The following is a 16,347-nucleotide window of genomic DNA, read 5'->3' on the forward strand; positions in this document are numbered from 1 at the left end:
CGAGGAAAGGATCGTGAACTCATGACAGCAACCTATATTCATATTCCTTTTTGTGAGCATATTTGTTTTTACTGTGACTTTAATAAGGTCTTTTTAGAAGGACAACCAGTAGACGAATATGTCGATATGCTTTTAAGAGAAATGCAGTTAACAATGGCTCAAACACCAGATGAAAAAATTGAGACCATATATGTGGGTGGCGGTACACCGACCACATTGAATGAAAAGCAGTTAGATCGATTGTTAACAGGAATGAAAAAAATTCTACCTTTCCAACTAGGAAATGAATTTACTTTTGAAGCAAATCCCGGAGATTTATCCGTTGAAAAATTAAAAGTCTTACACGATCATGGCGTGAATCGTCTCAGTATGGGAGTCCAGTCTTTCAATGATGATTTGCTAAAGAAAATCGGTCGTATTCATAAAGTAAAAGATGTCTACCAATCAATTGCGAATGCGCGACAAGTGGGTTTTGAAAATATTAGCATTGATTTAATTTACCGATTGCCAGGACAAACAGAAGCGGACTTCAAGAACAGCTTAGTAAAAGCACTGGAATTAGAACTGCCCCATTACTCTACGTATTCATTGATTTTAGAAAATAAAACCATTTTTTACAATTTGATGCGACAAGGGAAATTGCCTTTGCCAACGGAAGATGAAGAGGCAAATATGTATCAAATGGCCATTGATTTAATGGCTGAAAAAGGGCGCAAGCAGTATGAAATAAGCAACTATGCTTTACCAGGATTTGAATCTCAGCATAATCTGATTTATTGGAAAAATGAAAAATATTATGGGTTTGGTGCAGGCGCTCATGGCTATTTAGGAGGGCACCGTTATCAAAACAACGGACCAATTCAACAGTATTTAGAACCCCTTAGAGAAAATCGGTTGCCTATCTTAAGAACCCAACAATTATCGATAGAAGAAAAAATTGAAGAAGAAATGTTTTTAGGGTTGAGAAAACTAGAAGGCGTTTCAATTCAACATTTTTTTGATAAATTTCAGGTGCCTATTTTTGAAGTCTATCAAGAGGTTATCAATAGCCTTGTGACAGATGGATTGCTTGAAGTTACCCCTGATAAAATTCGCTTAACAGAAAAAGGGAAATTTTTAGGAAATGAAGTTTTCCAAGCCTTTTTATTAAGTAGCCCCAAATAAAAATAACGACTAAAACTTACCTGAATCAGGGAGTTTTAGTTTTTTTTTGCCTCAGAGTATCAACTCATTAAAAAATGTCAATTCTTGTTATTTCTATTTTAACGAGTTAAGATAAGGAAGAATCTATGAGTAGGGGGGCTTAGGAATGAAAACAGCAATTGAACTTCAATTTGTATTTAATATCGGGAACAATTTACCATTGCTTCATTGTGGAAAGACGAATCTCCTTTGAGATGAGTTATTCGATAAAAAGCAGTAAATAATCATCGGCTTGCTCATCTCTAGTCATTTAAAAAAAGTAACTAGGAGATGAACAAATGTTAGTACAATTAAATTCTGTAACAAAATACTTCGATGGCAACACGATTTTAAATAAAATCAACTTTAAAATTGAGGAAGGCGAAAAAATTGGATTAGTTGGAGTCAACGGTTCAGGAAAATCAACTTTATTAAGTTTATTAATGAACGAGATGGAAGTAAGTGAAGGGTCCATTTATCGAAATCCACACCGTAAAATTGGTTTTGTTAAGCAGATGTCAGATTTGACTATGACAAATACAATCAAAGAAGAATTAACGACGGTTTTTAGTGGATTGATTCAATTGCAACAGGAAATACAGCGGCTTGAAGTTCAAATGAGCCAATCAGAAACACAAGATTTAGAGAACCTTTTAACTGAATACGGTCAAAAAACGGAATCCTTTGCAATGCTTGGTGGATATGAATTTGAAGCTAAAATTGATTCTATTATTTCAGGGATGGGATTCAATTCTTTAAAAGAAACTAAAATCCAACAATTAAGTGGTGGACAAAAGACTAAATTGTCTTTAGCCAAACAATTACTAGAAGAGCCTGATTTATTAGTGTTAGATGAACCAACCAATCACTTGGATCTAGAAGCCATTTTATGGCTGGAGAATTTCCTGTTTCAATATCGTGGCGCTATTCTAGTAGTGTCACACGACCGTTATTTCTTAGATAAATTTATTCAATCGGTTGTTGAGTTGGAAAGAAACCAAATCACTCGTTACAAAGGGAATTATTCGAGCTATGTCAGTCAAAAAGAAAAAAATGAACAACTTCATTGGTCAAGATTTAAGCAACAAGAAAAAGAAGTGAAACGTCTTGAGACATACGTTGAAAAGCATATAGTTCGAGCAACCTCAGCTAAAAGTGCTAAAAATAAACAAAAACAACTAAATCGTATCGATCGTATCGATGCTCCACTAGCTTCTTTAAAAAGTGCTTATTTAAATTTTGAAATGGAGTACCCTTCTCATAAAGCTGTTCTAGCACTTGAAAATGTTGCATTATCAGTTAAACCAAATGAGTTATTACTAGAAAATGTTCAATTTAAAATAGAGCGAGGCGATCGGGTTGCTTTATTAGGAAGCAATGGAGTCGGAAAATCAACTTTGTTAAAATCAATTATTAAGGAATTGCCCTATGCTGAAGGCTCAATAAAATGGGGAGGCAATACAAAAATAGGGTACTATGACCAAGAATTTCAATCATTAACCCCTGAGTTAACTGTATTGGAAGAAATGCGTCAAACATTTCCCAAGGAAGATGATTTAACAGTTAGACAAACATTGGCTAGCCTGTTATTTACGCAAGAAAATGTTGAAAAACGAATCAAAGATTTAAGCGGTGGTGAAAAAGGAAAATTGATTTTTGCTAAATTGATGTTAGCAAAACCAAATGTTTTAATTTTAGATGAACCAACCAATCATTTAGATTTAGCAACTAAAGATATGTTGGAAAAATCATTAATTAACTTTGAAGGAACCATTTTCTTTGTATCTCATGATCGCTATTTTATCAATAAATTGGCCACTCATGTATTAGAGTTGACCCCCAAAAAAACAACAATGTATCTTGGTGATTATCAGGATTATCTTGCTAAAAAAGAGTGAAACTCCACTTAATGAAAGAAGAGAAATTAAATCTCTTCTTTTTTTATTTCTAATTACGTAAAATACGATATAATAGAAGTTAATGAACTAATGATGAAAGCTACTATATAATAATCGTTAACTTAAAAGATGAAAGAAGGCATATTTATGCAATGGTACACATTGTGTTTTTTAAAACAGGGCACTAAAGTCCTACTGCTTAATCGACAAAAAAATCCATGGATGGGGCGGTGGACTGGAGTTGGCGGGAAAATTGAAGTGGGAGAAGCGCCATTAAATTCTGCGATTCGAGAAATAAAAGAAGAAACAACAATTGACGTAAGTGAACTTTTTTATGGCGGCCAACTTCTTTGGACCGTTGATCACGAAATCACAGGTGGCTTGCATCTGTTTCTAACGGAGTTACCAGAAAACGAATATTTTTCAACACCAATCGCTACGAGAGAAGGGATTTTAGACTTTAAAGAAATTGACTGGATTCTTGATTCTAAAAATCAAGGAATGCCAGATAATATTCCATTTGTACTGAAAGATCTTTTACTCAACCGTCAAGAAAATCGCTACATGTGTTACTTTGAAAACAATCAATTTTTAAAAGTCGAAAAACAGTAAGCAAAGAGTGACAATGCTTATCCTGCTTAGTACGTAGAGCGTTCTAGGTACTAAGTAGGATTTTAACTATTTTTTGGAAAAACTCGTAAAAAAATAAGGGAATATTGTTGACAAAGTCTGACTAATTTGTTAAATTAATAAATGTATTAGCACTCGTTGTTGTTAAGTGCTAAAAAGAGGTGAACCAAATGTTAACAGAAAGACAGATCCTGATTCTCAAATCAATTATTCGATTGTATACAGATTTTGGAAATCCTGTTGGGTCTAAAACTTTGATGAATGAAGCAGGACTAGATTTTAGTTCAGCGACGATCCGTAATGAGATGGGGCGCTTAGAAGAGCTTGGTTACATTGAAAAAACACATTCTTCTTCTGGACGAATTCCGTCAATAAAGGGCTATCGTTTCTATGTGGATCATTTAGTACACCCAGACAAAGTCAATTCAAAAGATCTTGCAACCATCAAGTCATCTTTTAATTCACCTTTTCACGAATTAGATGAAATTGTTGCACAATCTGCTGAAGTTTTGTCAAACCTAACCAGTTACACGGCAATTACGTTAGGTCCTGAGTTGAAAGACAGTAAATTAACTGGTTTTCGCTTAGTTCCATTAAGTAATTTCCAAGTAATGGCCATCTTGGTAACAGATAAAGGGCACGTTGAAAATCAAATTTTTAATTTGCCAAAAAACATCAATAGTTACGAATTAGAAAAGATTGTTGCAATCTTTAATGATGAATTGATTGGATATCCTCTGGTTCTAGTTTATCAAAAACTAAAAACAGAAATTCCACAGCTGATTCAAAAGTATGTTCGTACGCCATCTGGAATTCTAGATGTATTTGATGACATCATCATGAAAGCCGCTAAAGAACGAGTCTTTGTTGGAGGTCGCATGAATATCTTAGATTTTTCAAATGCACTTGATGTCGAAAAATTTAAGTCGATCTATACACTGATGGAAAAAGATTCAGGTTTAGCCTCGCTGATTACCCAAAATCAAGAAGGAATCGAAGTCAGGATTGGGCAAGAGCTAGAGAATACCTTGTTTCAAGATTTTAGTTTAATTACAGCAACTTATAGTGTAGTGGGACATGGAACGGGAACGATTGCTCTGTTAGGACCAACGAGTATGCCGTATTCAAGAATGATTGGATTAGTCGATGCTTTTAGAAATGAGCTTTCACAGAAAATGATGGATTATTACCAAGGAATGGAAAAATAATTTAAAAAGGAGATTTTGTCGTGTCTAACAAGAAAAATGAAAGTTTCCAAGAAGAAAAATTAGATGAAGAAATCAAAGCAAGCATGGATGAAATAGATGAAGCAACTTCCGTTGAAGAACCAGAAAAGGACGAGCAAGAAACAGCTCCAGTGGATGAATTAACTGAAGCAAAAGCAGCCTTTAGTGACATGGAAGATCGCTATCTACGCATTCAAGCAGAAATGGCAAACATGCGCAAGCGTAACCAAAAAGAACGCGAAGACGCAGCGAAATACCGTTCACAAGACATTGCCAAAGAATTGTTACCAGTGATTGATAACTTGGAACGCGCGATGGCAATAGAAGTGAGTGATGAACAAGGCGAAAGCTTGAAAAAAGGTTTAGAAATGGTCATGAATACCTTTAGAACAGCCTTGAAAAGTGAAGGAATTGAAGAGATTAACCCAGTTGGTGAAAGCTTTGATCCAAATTTCCATCAAGCAGTACAGACAGTGCCGACAGAAGACGGTCAAGCAGCAGATACTGTCGTAAACGTTCTACAAAAAGGGTATATTTTGAAGGATCGCGTATTGCGTCCTGCCATGGTTATAGTGTCACAATAAGTTTTAACTAAAAAACGGAGAAGCTGATTTTTATCAGCGAATAAACTAAAAAATAACTAGTAAAGAGGGAATTTAAAATGAGTAAAATTATCGGAATCGATTTAGGAACAACAAACTCAGCAGTAGCAGTATTAGAAGGCGGAGAAGCAAAAATTATTGCAAATCCAGAAGGAAACCGCACAACACCTTCAGTAGTATCATTTAAAAACGGAGAAATCCAAGTAGGTGAAGTTGCAAAACGTCAAGCAGTAACAAACCCAAATACAATTGCTTCTATTAAACGCCATATTGGTGAAGACGGTTATACAGTTGAAGTTGAAGGTAAAAAATATACACCACAAGAAATTTCAGCTATGACGTTACAATATTTAAAAGGATTTGCTGAAGAATATCTAGGTGAAAAAGTTGAAAAGGCAGTTATTACAGTTCCAGCTTACTTCAACGATGCACAACGTCAAGCAACAAAAGACGCTGGTAAAATTGCTGGTTTAGAAGTAGAGCGTATTGTTAACGAACCAACTGCAGCAGCATTAGCTTACGGTTTAGATAAAACAGACAAAGATGAAAAAGTATTAGTATTTGACTTAGGTGGCGGTACTTTTGACGTATCTATCCTTGAATTAGGTGACGGCGTGTTTGACGTATTGTCAACAGCTGGTGACAACAAACTAGGTGGAGATGACTTTGATAACAAAATCATCGATTACATGGTTGCAGAATTCAAAAAAGACAACGGCATTGACTTATCAAACGACAAAATGGCTGTTCAACGTTTGAAAGATGCAGCTGAAAAAGCGAAAAAAGATTTATCAGGTGTAACTTCTACTCAAATCAGCTTGCCATTTATCACAGCAGGCGAAGCAGGTCCATTACACTTAGAAATGAACTTAACTCGTGCTAAATTTGATGAATTAACACATGATTTAGTAGACCGTACAAAAGGTCCAGTTCGTCAAGCTCTTAAAGATGCTGGTTTATCAGCAAGCGAAATTGATGAAGTGATCTTAGTCGGTGGATCAACTCGTATTCCAGCTGTTGTTGAAGCTGTTAAAAAAGAAACAAATCAAGAACCAAATAAATCAGTTAACCCAGATGAAGTGGTAGCAATGGGTGCAGCAATTCAAGGTGGCGTTATCACAGGTGACGTTAAAGATATCGTGTTACTTGACGTAACTCCATTATCACTTGGTATTGAAACAATGGGTGGCGTGTTCACTAAATTAATTGACCGTAACACAACAATCCCAACTTCAAAATCTCAAGTCTTCTCAACTGCAGCAGATAACCAACCAGCAGTAGATGTACACGTATTACAAGGTGAACGTCCAATGGCAGCAGATAACAAAACATTAGGTCGTTTTCAATTAACAGATATTCCAGCAGCACCACGTGGCGTTCCACAAATCGAAGTATCTTTTGATATCGATAAAAACGGTATCGTAAACGTACGTGCAAAAGACATGGGAACTGGTAAAGAACAAACCATTACAATCAAATCTTCATCAGGCTTATCAGACGACGAAATCGAACGTATGGTAAAAGACGCAGAAGCAAATGCTGAAGCAGATAAAGCTCGTAAAGAAGAAGTTGATTTACGTAATGATGTAGACCAATTGTTATTCTCAGTTGATAAAACATTAACTGAATTAGAAGGCAAAGTAGATGCTGACGAAGTTAAAAAAGCAGAAGAAGCACGCGATGAATTAAAAGCGGCTGTTGAAGCAAACGACATCGAAGCAATGAAAACAAAACGCGATGCTCTTAACGAAATCGTTCAAGCATTAACAGTTAAACTATATGAACAAGCTGCACAACAACAAGCAGAAGAAAACCCAGAAGCTGCTCAAGGTGGCGCTGATGATGTAGTTGATGCTGATTTTGAAGAAGTAGACGACAACAAATAATTTAATAAAGCTTAAAGAAGAAAAGCCAAGGCAAAATGCTTTTGGCTTTTTCTTCTAGATGTGTTATGATTTTAAACGATAGTCGGCGTATCAGTCTATTCAATCAAAAGATTATGTTTACGTAACGATGGAGGGAAAGCAATGGCAAAAAGAGATTATTATGAAGTGTTAGGTGTCGCAAAGGACGCAAATGACGCAGATATCAAAAAAGCATACCGAAAATTATCAAAACAATTTCATCCAGATATCAACCAAGAAGCTGGAGCAGAAGATAAGTTTAAGGAAATCGCAGAAGCCTATGAAGTATTAAGCGACGCTAATAAACGTGCTGCCTATGACCAATATGGACATGCAAGTACAGATCCAAACTTTGGAGCTGGTGGCGGCGGTTTTGGTGGTGGATTTGGCGGAAGTGGTTTCGGCGGTGGATTTGGCGGCGGCGGATTTGAAGATATTTTCGAATCATTCTTTGGCGGCGGCGGTCGTCAATCTAACCCAAATGCGCCTAGACAAGGTGAAGATTTACAATATACGATGAATTTAAAATTTGAAGAGGCGATTTTTGGGAAAGAATCTACCATCAAATACAATCGTGAAGATGAATGTGGAACATGTCACGGAAACGGTGCAAAACCAGGAACAGAACCCGTAACTTGTTCGAAATGTCATGGAGCCGGTTCAATTAATGTCGAACGGAACACGCCACTTGGACGCGTGATGACACGTCAAACCTGTGATGTGTGTCATGGTTCAGGAAAAGAAATCAAAGAAAAATGTCCTACATGTCATGGTTCAGGCCATGTCAAAGAAGCGCATAGCGTAAAAGTTACTGTACCAGCTGGTGTGGAAGACGGTCAACAAATGCGTTTACAAGGTCAAGGGGAAGCCGGTATCAATGGTGGACCTCATGGCGATCTTTATGTTGTCTTCCGTGTTGAAGAAAGCGACTTATTTGATCGTGATGGATCTGAAATTTTCTATGACTTGCCAATTAGCTTTGTACAAGCAGCCCTTGGCGACGAAATTGAAGTCCCAACCGTTCACGGGAAAATTAAATTAAAAGTCCCAGCGGGAACTCAAACAGGAACAAACTTCCGCCTAAAAGGTAAGGGTGCACCTAAACTGAGAGGAACCGGTACTGGAGACCAACACGTGAAAGTTCAAGTCATTACACCGAAAAACCTATCTGAGCAACAAGTTCAAGCAATGCGAGAATTTGCCAAAGCCAGTGGAATTGAAGTGAGTGAACAAGAAACCAATATTTTTGATAAAGTCAAAGATGCCTTTAAATCAGAAGGCAAGAAAAAAAGAAAATAAGAAAATGAGCTAGCCTGTTCCCTTAAGTAGTGACAGGCTGGCTTTTTTTTGAAGAAAAACGTAGCTCCAATTTGAACTTTTCTTGTATTTACTGTGTTTCATTGGTATAATTTACAATGACACTTTTTGGAATAAATAATGAAAGTAGGCACTAAATAGAATGAATAGAGATGAAATGAAACAGCGCCAATCGCAAATTCGAAATTTTTCCATCATTGCTCATATCGACCATGGAAAATCGACTTTAGCCGATCGAATTTTAGAAAAAACAAACACCGTAGCCGATCGAGATATGCAAGCGCAATTACTAGATTCAATGGATTTAGAAAGAGAACGTGGGATTACAATCAAATTAAACGCAGTTGAACTTAAATATACAGCCAAGGATGGAAACGAATATACTTTTCATCTAATAGATACACCAGGACATGTGGATTTTACTTATGAAGTTTCACGCAGTTTAGCGGCCTGTGAAGGAGCCGTATTAGTAGTTGATGCTGCACAAGGGATTGAAGCTCAAACGTTGGCTAACGTCTATTTAGCCTTAGATAACGACTTAGAAATTATCCCAGTCATCAATAAAATTGATTTACCCGCAGCGGATCCAGAACGTGTTCGTGGCGAGATTGAAGACGTAATTGGCATTGATGCCAGTGAAGCTGTTTTAGCTAGCGCAAAAGCAGGCATTGGAATCGAAGACATTCTTGAACAAATTGTAGAAAAAGTTCCTGCACCAACAGGTGATTTAGACGCACCCTTAAAAGCGCTAATTTTTGATTCAGTCTATGACTCTTATCGTGGCGTTATTTTAAACGTAAGAATTGTAGATGGCACCGTAAAACCAGGAGACAAAATCAAAATGATGAGCAATGGCGCGATCTTTGAAGTCGCTGAAGTGGGAATTTTTTCACCAAAAACCATCAAACGTGACTTTTTAATGGTTGGTGACGTTGGGTATATCACTGCCAGCATTAAAACCGTTAAAGACACTCAAGTTGGAGATACCATTACTTCTGTAGTAAATCCTGCAACAGAAGCCTTACCTGGCTATCGTAAAATGAATCCAATGGTTTACTGTGGTTTGTATCCAATTGATTCTTCTCGCTACAACGATTTACGTGAAGCTTTAGAACGTTTGCAATTAAACGATGCAGCCTTACAATTTGAAGCAGAAACATCACAAGCATTAGGCTTTGGTTTCCGTTGTGGTTTCTTAGGCTTGCTTCATATGGATGTTATTCAAGAACGTTTAGAGCGTGAATTTGATTTAGATTTAATTACAACTGCACCATCCGTTATTTATCAAGTAAACTTAACAGACGGTTCGACTCTGATCGTGGATAACCCAGCAGATATGCCAGAACCAGGTGTAATTGAAACCGTTGAAGAACCTTATGTAAAAGCAAGTATTATGGTACCAAATGAATTTGTTGGAGCCGTTATGGAAATTTCTCAACGCAAACGTGGCGAGTTTATGACCATGGATTATTTAGATGAGTACCGCGTAAATGTTGTTTATGAAATTCCTTTATCAGAGATTGTTTATGATTTCTTTGATAAATTAAAATCAAGTACCAAAGGCTATGCTTCATTAGATTACGATTTAATTGGCTACCGTCCAAGCAAACTTGTTAAGATGGATATTATGTTAAACACTGAAAAAGTCGATGCATTAAGCTTTATTGTCCATCGTGACTTTGCTTATGAACGTGGAAAAATCATTGTTGAAAAATTAAAAGCCTTAATTCCACGTCAACAATTTGAAGTGCCGATTCAAGCAGCTGTGGGACAAAAAATTCTGTCTCGTACCAATATAAAAGCCTTGCGTAAAAATGTTTTAGCCAAATGTTACGGCGGAGATATTTCACGTAAACGTAAGCTCTTGGAAAAACAAAAAGAAGGTAAGAAACGAATGAAACAAATCGGATCTGTCGAAGTTCCACAAGAAGCCTTCATGGCTGTTCTGAAAATGGACGAGGATCAACCTAAGAAGTAATAAGTGTTTGTAACCATAGTTCAAATATTGAATATATTATTTTCCCACATATTTCCCACGAGGGATTAAACTCGTGGGAATTTTTGTTTTTAAAATGAATTATCTTTAAGCATTTGTTCAAATATATCAACAGTATCTTTTTTCATTTTTTTTGTAACATGAGCGTAAGTGTCCATAGTAGTAGCAATGCGAGAATGTCCTAATCTCGTTTGTATTTCTTTAGGTTTTGCATTGTTCTCTAGTAACATCGTTGCGTGTGTGTGTCTGAATGAGTGAAAGTTGAAATCAACTCCAGTAATTTTTCTAACTTTTTCAACATTATACTTTATTGAATTTGGAGTGACGGGCTGACCATTTTCTTTCGTACATATAAAACCACCATCAAAATAATTGGATCCATAAAAGAGTTTGTTCTCAATTTGTCTTTTTTTAGAACTTTTCAAAATTTTGATTATACTATCTCCAAGCATAATTGTTCTATAAGAAGATTTAGTTTTTGGCGTTCCTAAATCAAAGTTCCCATTTTCAATCCCTATCATAATTCTTTCTACTATAAGAGTATTTTCTTCAAAATCTATGTCAGTCCATTTAAGTCCACATACTTCAGAGCGTCTTAATCCAGTTTGAAAAGAAATCATCATTGGCAAATAGAAGGGGTCACATTTAGGAACTGCACTAACAATTTTTTTAAAGTCTTCAATAGAAATAATTTTTAAATCTCCACGATCTTTCCATTCTTTAATATCATATTTAGGAACTTTTATATATCTAGTTGGATCATTACTTAAATATTGATATGGAAATACAGCCATTGTAAAAGCTTTATTTAGAACACCTTTGATGATTGATAAAGTTTGTTTGGCATATCCAGCTTCAAACTTTTCTGTTAATAAATCTTGTAGTGTGCCAGGTTTAATTGCTTTTAATTTATACATACCAATGGATGGAAAGATATGTTTATCTAAAATATTTCGATAATTTGATTGCGTATTTTTTTTTAAGTTGACCATTACATATTTTTCAAACCAAAAATTGAAGTAGTCAGTTACTGAAATATCAGATGAAGCCATAACATCACCAGATGTTTCATATTCTTTAATAGCATCACGAAGAGTCTGTAATGCTTCATCTTTAGTTTTTCCAGCGTAACGTTCAATTTGTTTTCTATCTCCACTGATATAAGCAAGATCAATTCGATAATACCAACTTTTCCCTTTTTTCCTAACAGATCCTTGCATAGGAATCCTTCCTTTCAAAGTACGGAATGTGATAAAAAAATTCACGTATTTAAGTTTATTTTTATAAATATATGGATTTTAATTGAATTTATACGAATGTATGTTCTTTTTTTGTTTAAAAGAAAAGCCCGAAGGCTAATCTTTATTGATTTACAGCAACTTCAAAAGTAGCAGTATATTTATTGTAATCTTTATCAAATTTTTCAAAAATTATTTTAACACTTCCGTCAGGTTGACTAAGTCCATAAGCCTCTTCAGCATTTTCCATAATTGCTCCAACTGGGGTAGGTTGTGGGTGAGTATTTACCCCACCAGGATAGGTACTAGCAACTTTTCTTCCTGAATCTATGACTTTTTCAGGAGTAAAATATAAATCTTGAATATCATCCTCATAACCTAAATTTTCATAAGAATAAGATACAACAACAACCTGAGCTGGATTAGATTCATCAAATTGATTTCTTTCTTCAGTAGTTGTAACGCTATTAACTTTCAATTTCCAAAGTCCGTCAACTTCCCACCATTCATCTTTGCCGAATACTTTATTTGTACTAATTTCAGCAGAGTTGCTATTTTTTGTGCTCTGTGAAGTGTTTGTATCACTCGCCTTTTGACGATCTTCATTTTGTACAGTAGAGTCACAAGCAGATAACGTGATTAAGTAAACACCAAGCAAACATAAACCAATAATTTTTTTCATTCCAACAATCTCCTTTTATGATATAATATATTTTGTATGGAAATACATTATAATAGCTCTAATCAGTTTGCAGACTGATTGGAGTTTTTTTATTTAAAAGAAAAGCCCGAAGGCTAGTCTTTTATAAATTCAATAATTCTCTCTTCTTAGCATCAAATTCAGCTTGAGTAATAATGCCTTCATCTAAATATTTTTTAAATTTCAAAAGTTCATCATCACCAACAGTTGTATTAATATTTTCTTTTTGGATTGAGTAGTAATCTAAAATAGATAGAATGTTATCTGCTTTTTCTAGAGCATCTTTGTAAATCAATGAGTTTGTTTTAGTTTTACCAATTAAAAGTTCAACATATACAACTGGGGTTTCAATGCTCTTGAGGTTAATTTTTATTTTAAAATTTTCTACAACTTTTTTTGTTTTTTTTCCACCAGTTAACGCTCCAACAACAGCTCCGACACCACCGAATGCAACAGCTCCAACTGCAGACCGTCCAAGCCCACCAGATGTAATTGTATGGTCACTTTCAACTAATTCATAACTAGATACTTGATTGAAGTCAAAAACATTAGCTGCATTTCTATACCCGCCAACTTTAAATTGTTGTTTTTCAGTGTCTACATAAAATAATTTACCGACTGTCTTATCTGCGTTGAAAGGCTTAGCTTTTACCTTTGATATAGCTTTTTCTGCTTTTTGCTGTTGAACTTTTGCAATTCGTTCTGGATCATTTTTCCAATCAATACCAGCTTCAACACCTTTTTTTGTTAACTCAACTGATTTATTTAAACTTTTTTTTGCCAATTCTTTCCAATCCACCATGATTATCCTCCTTTTATAAAAATCTTTCCATATCATAGGAAAGACCTAAACAATCTAGTATTTGATATTTCGTCATTGTATTAATATTGTTTACATTTTTGCACAGAATACTAAAAGCATACATATTAGCTTCTTTTTCAATAGCAGGAATAAAACTGCCACGAGCAACCTTTTTTAAGAAGGGGGTTGAAATACCTTTGTGGAGTCTAACATGTCCTAATTCATGTGCAATAGTGAACTTTTGTAATTCTTTTTTTAAATGTTGATTTACAACTATTGTGTTGCAACGATTATTATTTACTGTAAAACCCCAAGTGTCAGCATCTAAATCAGAATAAAGAATGTTACATCCACATAGTTTAGCAAGTCTTATAGGATCGCATGTTTCATGAAGTTTGGCCAACTTATTGACGTCTTCTTCTATAATAATGGTCATCTAATAACTTCACCTAGTTTCTGTAGTCTTTTCTAGTAAATTTCTTTTTAGCTTCTTCTTTATTCATTTCCATAGCAGTACGAAGAGCTACACGTATTCTTTCTTTTTGTTCCTCTGTTGCTGGTTCCCCATAAAAATTTAAAGAGTCTCCTGTCTCAATTCCTTCTAGTAGTTTATCAGCTTGTAGTGCTATATCTTTTTTTTCATTGTTATTAAGTTTGAAGTATTTTTCATCTTCTAATCTTCCATGTAAATAATCTAAAGAGACATTATAATAATCTGCAATTTTTTTTTGAATATCTATATCAGGCATTCTTTTGCCTTGTTCATACGATGCGTATGTTGTTTTTGCTATTCCTAAAAATTTTGCCATATCAGTTTGAGTCATTTTTGTTCTTGTTTTTCTTAGTTCAGAAATAGTTTTAGCGAACATAAGTCCACCTCCTAAAGATTATGTTACTATACAATATGCGTACTTTCACTATATAATAAAAAAAACACACAAAAAGAGTATTTACGTATTGACATAAGACGAAATGTGTACTAATATAAAAGTACGCAATATGTATTACATTTAAATGAGGTGAGAAGTTTGAAAGAATGGTTAAAAAACAAAAGAGAAGAGTCTGGTTACACACAAGAAAGTTTGTCTATTAAGCTTGGTATAGCTAAAACAACCTACGCTTCATACGAACAAGGGCATAGAAATCCGTCTGTTTATAGCGCCAAAAAAATTGCAAAAGAACTTGGATTTGATTGGACTATTTTTTTTGAAGATGTAGTACACAATTCGTATGTTAAAGAAGACTAATCCAATCATAACCCAAACCAGCTCGAACAACTAGATAGTTGAGTACGGAAAAGGAGCGATACACACATGACATTTGAAAAACTACCGCAAATGATTAAAGAAAAGCAAAAAGAGTACAAAGTTAAAAAAATGTTTGAAAAAATTGTTGAAACTATTTTCGTTGGAATAGAAAACGGAAAATCACAATCAGAAATCCCTTATAAAAAGGAAGACTTAGAAGAATTTATCGAGGAGTTGGAAGAACAACACATTCTCATATTTATTGACCCAGAAACAGAAAAAATAAAAATTGATTGGGGAACGATCGGATGACATCAAAAGTAGTGAGCATTCCACTTAAAGAAGCATCAGAAAGAAAAAATATACAACAAAATTTTATTGCAAGGGAAACTCATCGTGCTAAATCAACTATCAACGGATATTTTAATGATGTTCCAACCCCTGTTGATTCAATGGTTGAACTTGCTGCAGTAATAAACGATTCGGAACTAAGCCAACAACTAGCTTTTGAAGCATTTGGAGTATTACCTAATTTTAGATCTGATAAATACGAAGAATCAGCTTTTGCAATGGACGTTTTCCAAAGAAAAGAATCAGATGAGCGTAAAGCTATGAAGAAACAAGCAGAGTTGGCATTAACAAAACTCAACCACAAGTTAACTGAAGCAGATAAATCAGTACTTGCTGCGTATGTGAACGAATTTTTAGATGAAATTTTAATTGAGATTAAAATAGTTTCTCTTATATCAAGAAAAATTGATATTTCAACTAGTCAGTTAATCAATAAAAGAGTTCCGTACTGGATCAATGAGGAATACTTAAAATAATGAAAGAAAGGTCGGATAATATGACAAATTATCTTGTAAAGGAAGCTGCAAAAGAATTGAGATGTGGTGAAAATGTTGTAAGAAATTTAATTAAAGATGGACGAATTCGTGTAATGAAAATGCCAACACAAATTGTTCCAGATTTTGAACTTGACCGATTTAGAAAAGAAGTAGTTGCAAGTCAAGAGGATTTATCAAAATATGCTGATTTAAATTTATTTAAAGAACCAAAAGAAAATAATTTAGTAGGGATGGTTAGGCAATGACAGAAGCAATGGGTGTTTTAATCGGTTTGTTAATTGGATCAAGTTTATTAATATCATTGCATTTAAGCAATAAAGAAGAACCTGGTAAAGACAGTAAGAAAATAATTAGCGGAAGGATGATTCATAAATGACATTTGAAATTGTTGTAGCAATTTTAGCGATTATTTTATTTTTAACAGTGTTTACATCATCAGCTTGTTATGTAGGTGTTAAAGCAATTAAAGAATCGTGGAACGAACCAGATTGGGAAGAATTAGAAAAGGAGTGATTATTATGGGTGAACTTGCAGAGATGACTATAAACGGATTGCTATGTCAAGAATGCGGAGGATATTTAGAAGATTTTGAAGAACCTGGATACCCAAGAACATGTGAAGATTGCTTGGCATATGAAAAGAATAAAAAAAGACCAACTAAGGATTGCACTCCTAGTTAGTCAACTTAGAAAAAATATTATATCGAAATTATACCACGAAAAGGAGCAAATTAAAAATGAGTGAAAACACAGCAAAA

The 16,347-nt window shown here is 34.7% G+C and carries 20 protein-coding genes; 15 read left to right on the plus strand and 5 right to left on the minus strand.

Features of this window, described 5'->3' with window-relative positions:
- Nucleotides 1-21 precede the first annotated feature (21 nt).
- The 8 genes from hemW to lepA all read left to right on the plus strand — a co-directional run bounded on the left by hemW (nt 22) and on the right by lepA (nt 10,737).
- Nucleotides 22-1,164 carry a radical SAM family heme chaperone HemW gene (hemW, locus tag CDIMF43_RS07590; protein WP_109841645.1) on the plus strand — a complete coding sequence of 381 codons (1,143 nt, stop codon included), beginning with the start codon at nt 22-24 and terminating at the stop codon, nt 1,162-1,164.
- Nucleotides 1,165-1,481: 317 nt separating this feature from the next.
- Nucleotides 1,482-3,080: an ABC-F family ATP-binding cassette domain-containing protein gene (locus tag CDIMF43_RS07595; RefSeq protein WP_109841646.1), complete on the plus strand. Its 1,599-nt coding sequence runs from the start codon at nt 1,482-1,484 to the stop codon at nt 3,078-3,080.
- A 147-nt stretch (nt 3,081-3,227) separates the two neighbouring features.
- Nucleotides 3,228-3,692: an NUDIX hydrolase gene (locus CDIMF43_RS07600; RefSeq protein ID WP_109841647.1), complete on the plus strand. Its 465-nt coding sequence runs from the start codon at nt 3,228-3,230 to the stop codon at nt 3,690-3,692.
- Nucleotides 3,693-3,880: 188 nt separating this feature from the next.
- Nucleotides 3,881-4,918, plus strand: a complete 1,038-nt coding sequence (gene hrcA / locus CDIMF43_RS07605) for a heat-inducible transcriptional repressor HrcA (RefSeq protein ID WP_109841648.1) — start codon at nt 3,881-3,883, stop codon at nt 4,916-4,918.
- Between the two features lie 20 nt (nt 4,919-4,938).
- Complete coding sequence (gene grpE, locus CDIMF43_RS07610) at nt 4,939-5,520, plus strand: nucleotide exchange factor GrpE (protein WP_109841649.1); 582 nt, start codon at nt 4,939-4,941, stop codon at nt 5,518-5,520.
- A gap of 77 nt (nt 5,521-5,597) precedes the next feature.
- A complete protein-coding gene (dnaK, locus tag CDIMF43_RS07615) occupies nt 5,598-7,424 on the plus strand; it encodes a molecular chaperone DnaK (RefSeq protein WP_109841650.1) in 1,827 nt (608 codons plus the stop codon).
- A 141-nt stretch (nt 7,425-7,565) separates the two neighbouring features.
- Nucleotides 7,566-8,741: a molecular chaperone DnaJ gene (dnaJ, locus tag CDIMF43_RS07620; protein WP_074402839.1), complete on the plus strand. Its 1,176-nt coding sequence runs from the start codon at nt 7,566-7,568 to the stop codon at nt 8,739-8,741.
- 160 nt (nt 8,742-8,901) lie between these two features.
- Entirely contained in the window at nt 8,902-10,737 is a 1,836-nt protein-coding gene (gene lepA, locus CDIMF43_RS07625; RefSeq protein WP_074402838.1) for a translation elongation factor 4, read from the plus strand.
- Between the two features lie 89 nt (nt 10,738-10,826).
- Here lepA and CDIMF43_RS07630 read toward each other — a convergent pair whose 3' ends face one another.
- The 5 genes from CDIMF43_RS07630 to CDIMF43_RS07650 form a co-directional block, all read right to left on the minus strand.
- Nucleotides 10,827-11,975 carry a tyrosine-type recombinase/integrase gene (locus CDIMF43_RS07630; protein WP_109841651.1) on the minus strand — a complete coding sequence of 383 codons (1,149 nt, stop codon included), beginning with the start codon at nt 11,973-11,975 and terminating at the stop codon, nt 10,827-10,829.
- A gap of 142 nt (nt 11,976-12,117) precedes the next feature.
- Nucleotides 12,118-12,675 carry a cell wall-binding protein gene (locus CDIMF43_RS07635; protein WP_109841652.1) on the minus strand — a complete coding sequence of 186 codons (558 nt, stop codon included), beginning with the start codon at nt 12,673-12,675 and terminating at the stop codon, nt 12,118-12,120.
- Between the two features lie 121 nt (nt 12,676-12,796).
- Entirely contained in the window at nt 12,797-13,495 is a 699-nt protein-coding gene (locus CDIMF43_RS07640) for an SHOCT domain-containing protein (protein ID WP_109841653.1), read from the minus strand.
- A gap of 13 nt (nt 13,496-13,508) precedes the next feature.
- On the minus strand, nt 13,509-13,931 hold the full coding sequence (locus CDIMF43_RS07645; protein ID WP_109841654.1) for an ImmA/IrrE family metallo-endopeptidase: 423 nt from the start codon (nt 13,929-13,931) through the stop codon (nt 13,509-13,511).
- A gap of 13 nt (nt 13,932-13,944) precedes the next feature.
- A complete protein-coding gene (locus CDIMF43_RS07650; RefSeq protein ID WP_109841655.1) occupies nt 13,945-14,364 on the minus strand; it encodes a helix-turn-helix domain-containing protein in 420 nt (139 codons plus the stop codon).
- Between the two features lie 150 nt (nt 14,365-14,514).
- Between CDIMF43_RS07650 and CDIMF43_RS07655 the strand changes: the two genes are divergently transcribed.
- From CDIMF43_RS07655 to CDIMF43_RS13730, 7 genes are all read left to right on the plus strand, one after another.
- On the plus strand, nt 14,515-14,742 hold the full coding sequence (locus tag CDIMF43_RS07655; RefSeq protein WP_162532923.1) for a helix-turn-helix transcriptional regulator: 228 nt from the start codon (nt 14,515-14,517) through the stop codon (nt 14,740-14,742).
- A gap of 66 nt (nt 14,743-14,808) precedes the next feature.
- Nucleotides 14,809-15,054, plus strand: coding sequence for a hypothetical protein (locus CDIMF43_RS07660; RefSeq protein ID WP_109841657.1), 246 nt, complete (start codon nt 14,809-14,811; stop codon nt 15,052-15,054).
- Complete coding sequence (locus CDIMF43_RS07665) at nt 15,051-15,569, plus strand: calponin homology domain-containing protein (RefSeq protein WP_109841658.1); 519 nt, start codon at nt 15,051-15,053, stop codon at nt 15,567-15,569. Before CDIMF43_RS07660 ends, CDIMF43_RS07665 begins: the two co-directional genes overlap by 4 nt.
- 20 nt (nt 15,570-15,589) lie before the next feature.
- Nucleotides 15,590-15,835 (plus strand): MerR family transcriptional regulator, encoded by a 246-nt coding sequence (locus CDIMF43_RS07670; RefSeq protein ID WP_135017083.1) that lies wholly within the window; start codon nt 15,590-15,592, stop codon nt 15,833-15,835.
- A complete protein-coding gene (locus CDIMF43_RS13895; RefSeq protein WP_269845349.1) occupies nt 15,832-15,966 on the plus strand; it encodes a hypothetical protein in 135 nt (44 codons plus the stop codon). Before CDIMF43_RS07670 ends, CDIMF43_RS13895 begins: the two co-directional genes overlap by 4 nt.
- Nucleotides 15,963-16,103, plus strand: a complete 141-nt coding sequence (locus CDIMF43_RS13610) for a hypothetical protein (protein WP_162532924.1) — start codon at nt 15,963-15,965, stop codon at nt 16,101-16,103. Before CDIMF43_RS13895 ends, CDIMF43_RS13610 begins: the two co-directional genes overlap by 4 nt.
- A 5-nt stretch (nt 16,104-16,108) precedes the next feature.
- Complete coding sequence (locus tag CDIMF43_RS13730; RefSeq protein WP_167554794.1) at nt 16,109-16,270, plus strand: hypothetical protein; 162 nt, start codon at nt 16,109-16,111, stop codon at nt 16,268-16,270.
- The last annotated feature ends 77 nt before the right edge of the window (nt 16,271-16,347 follow it).

The organism is Carnobacterium divergens, assembly GCF_900258435.1.
GTDB lineage: Bacteria > Bacillota > Bacilli > Lactobacillales > Carnobacteriaceae > Carnobacterium > Carnobacterium divergens_A.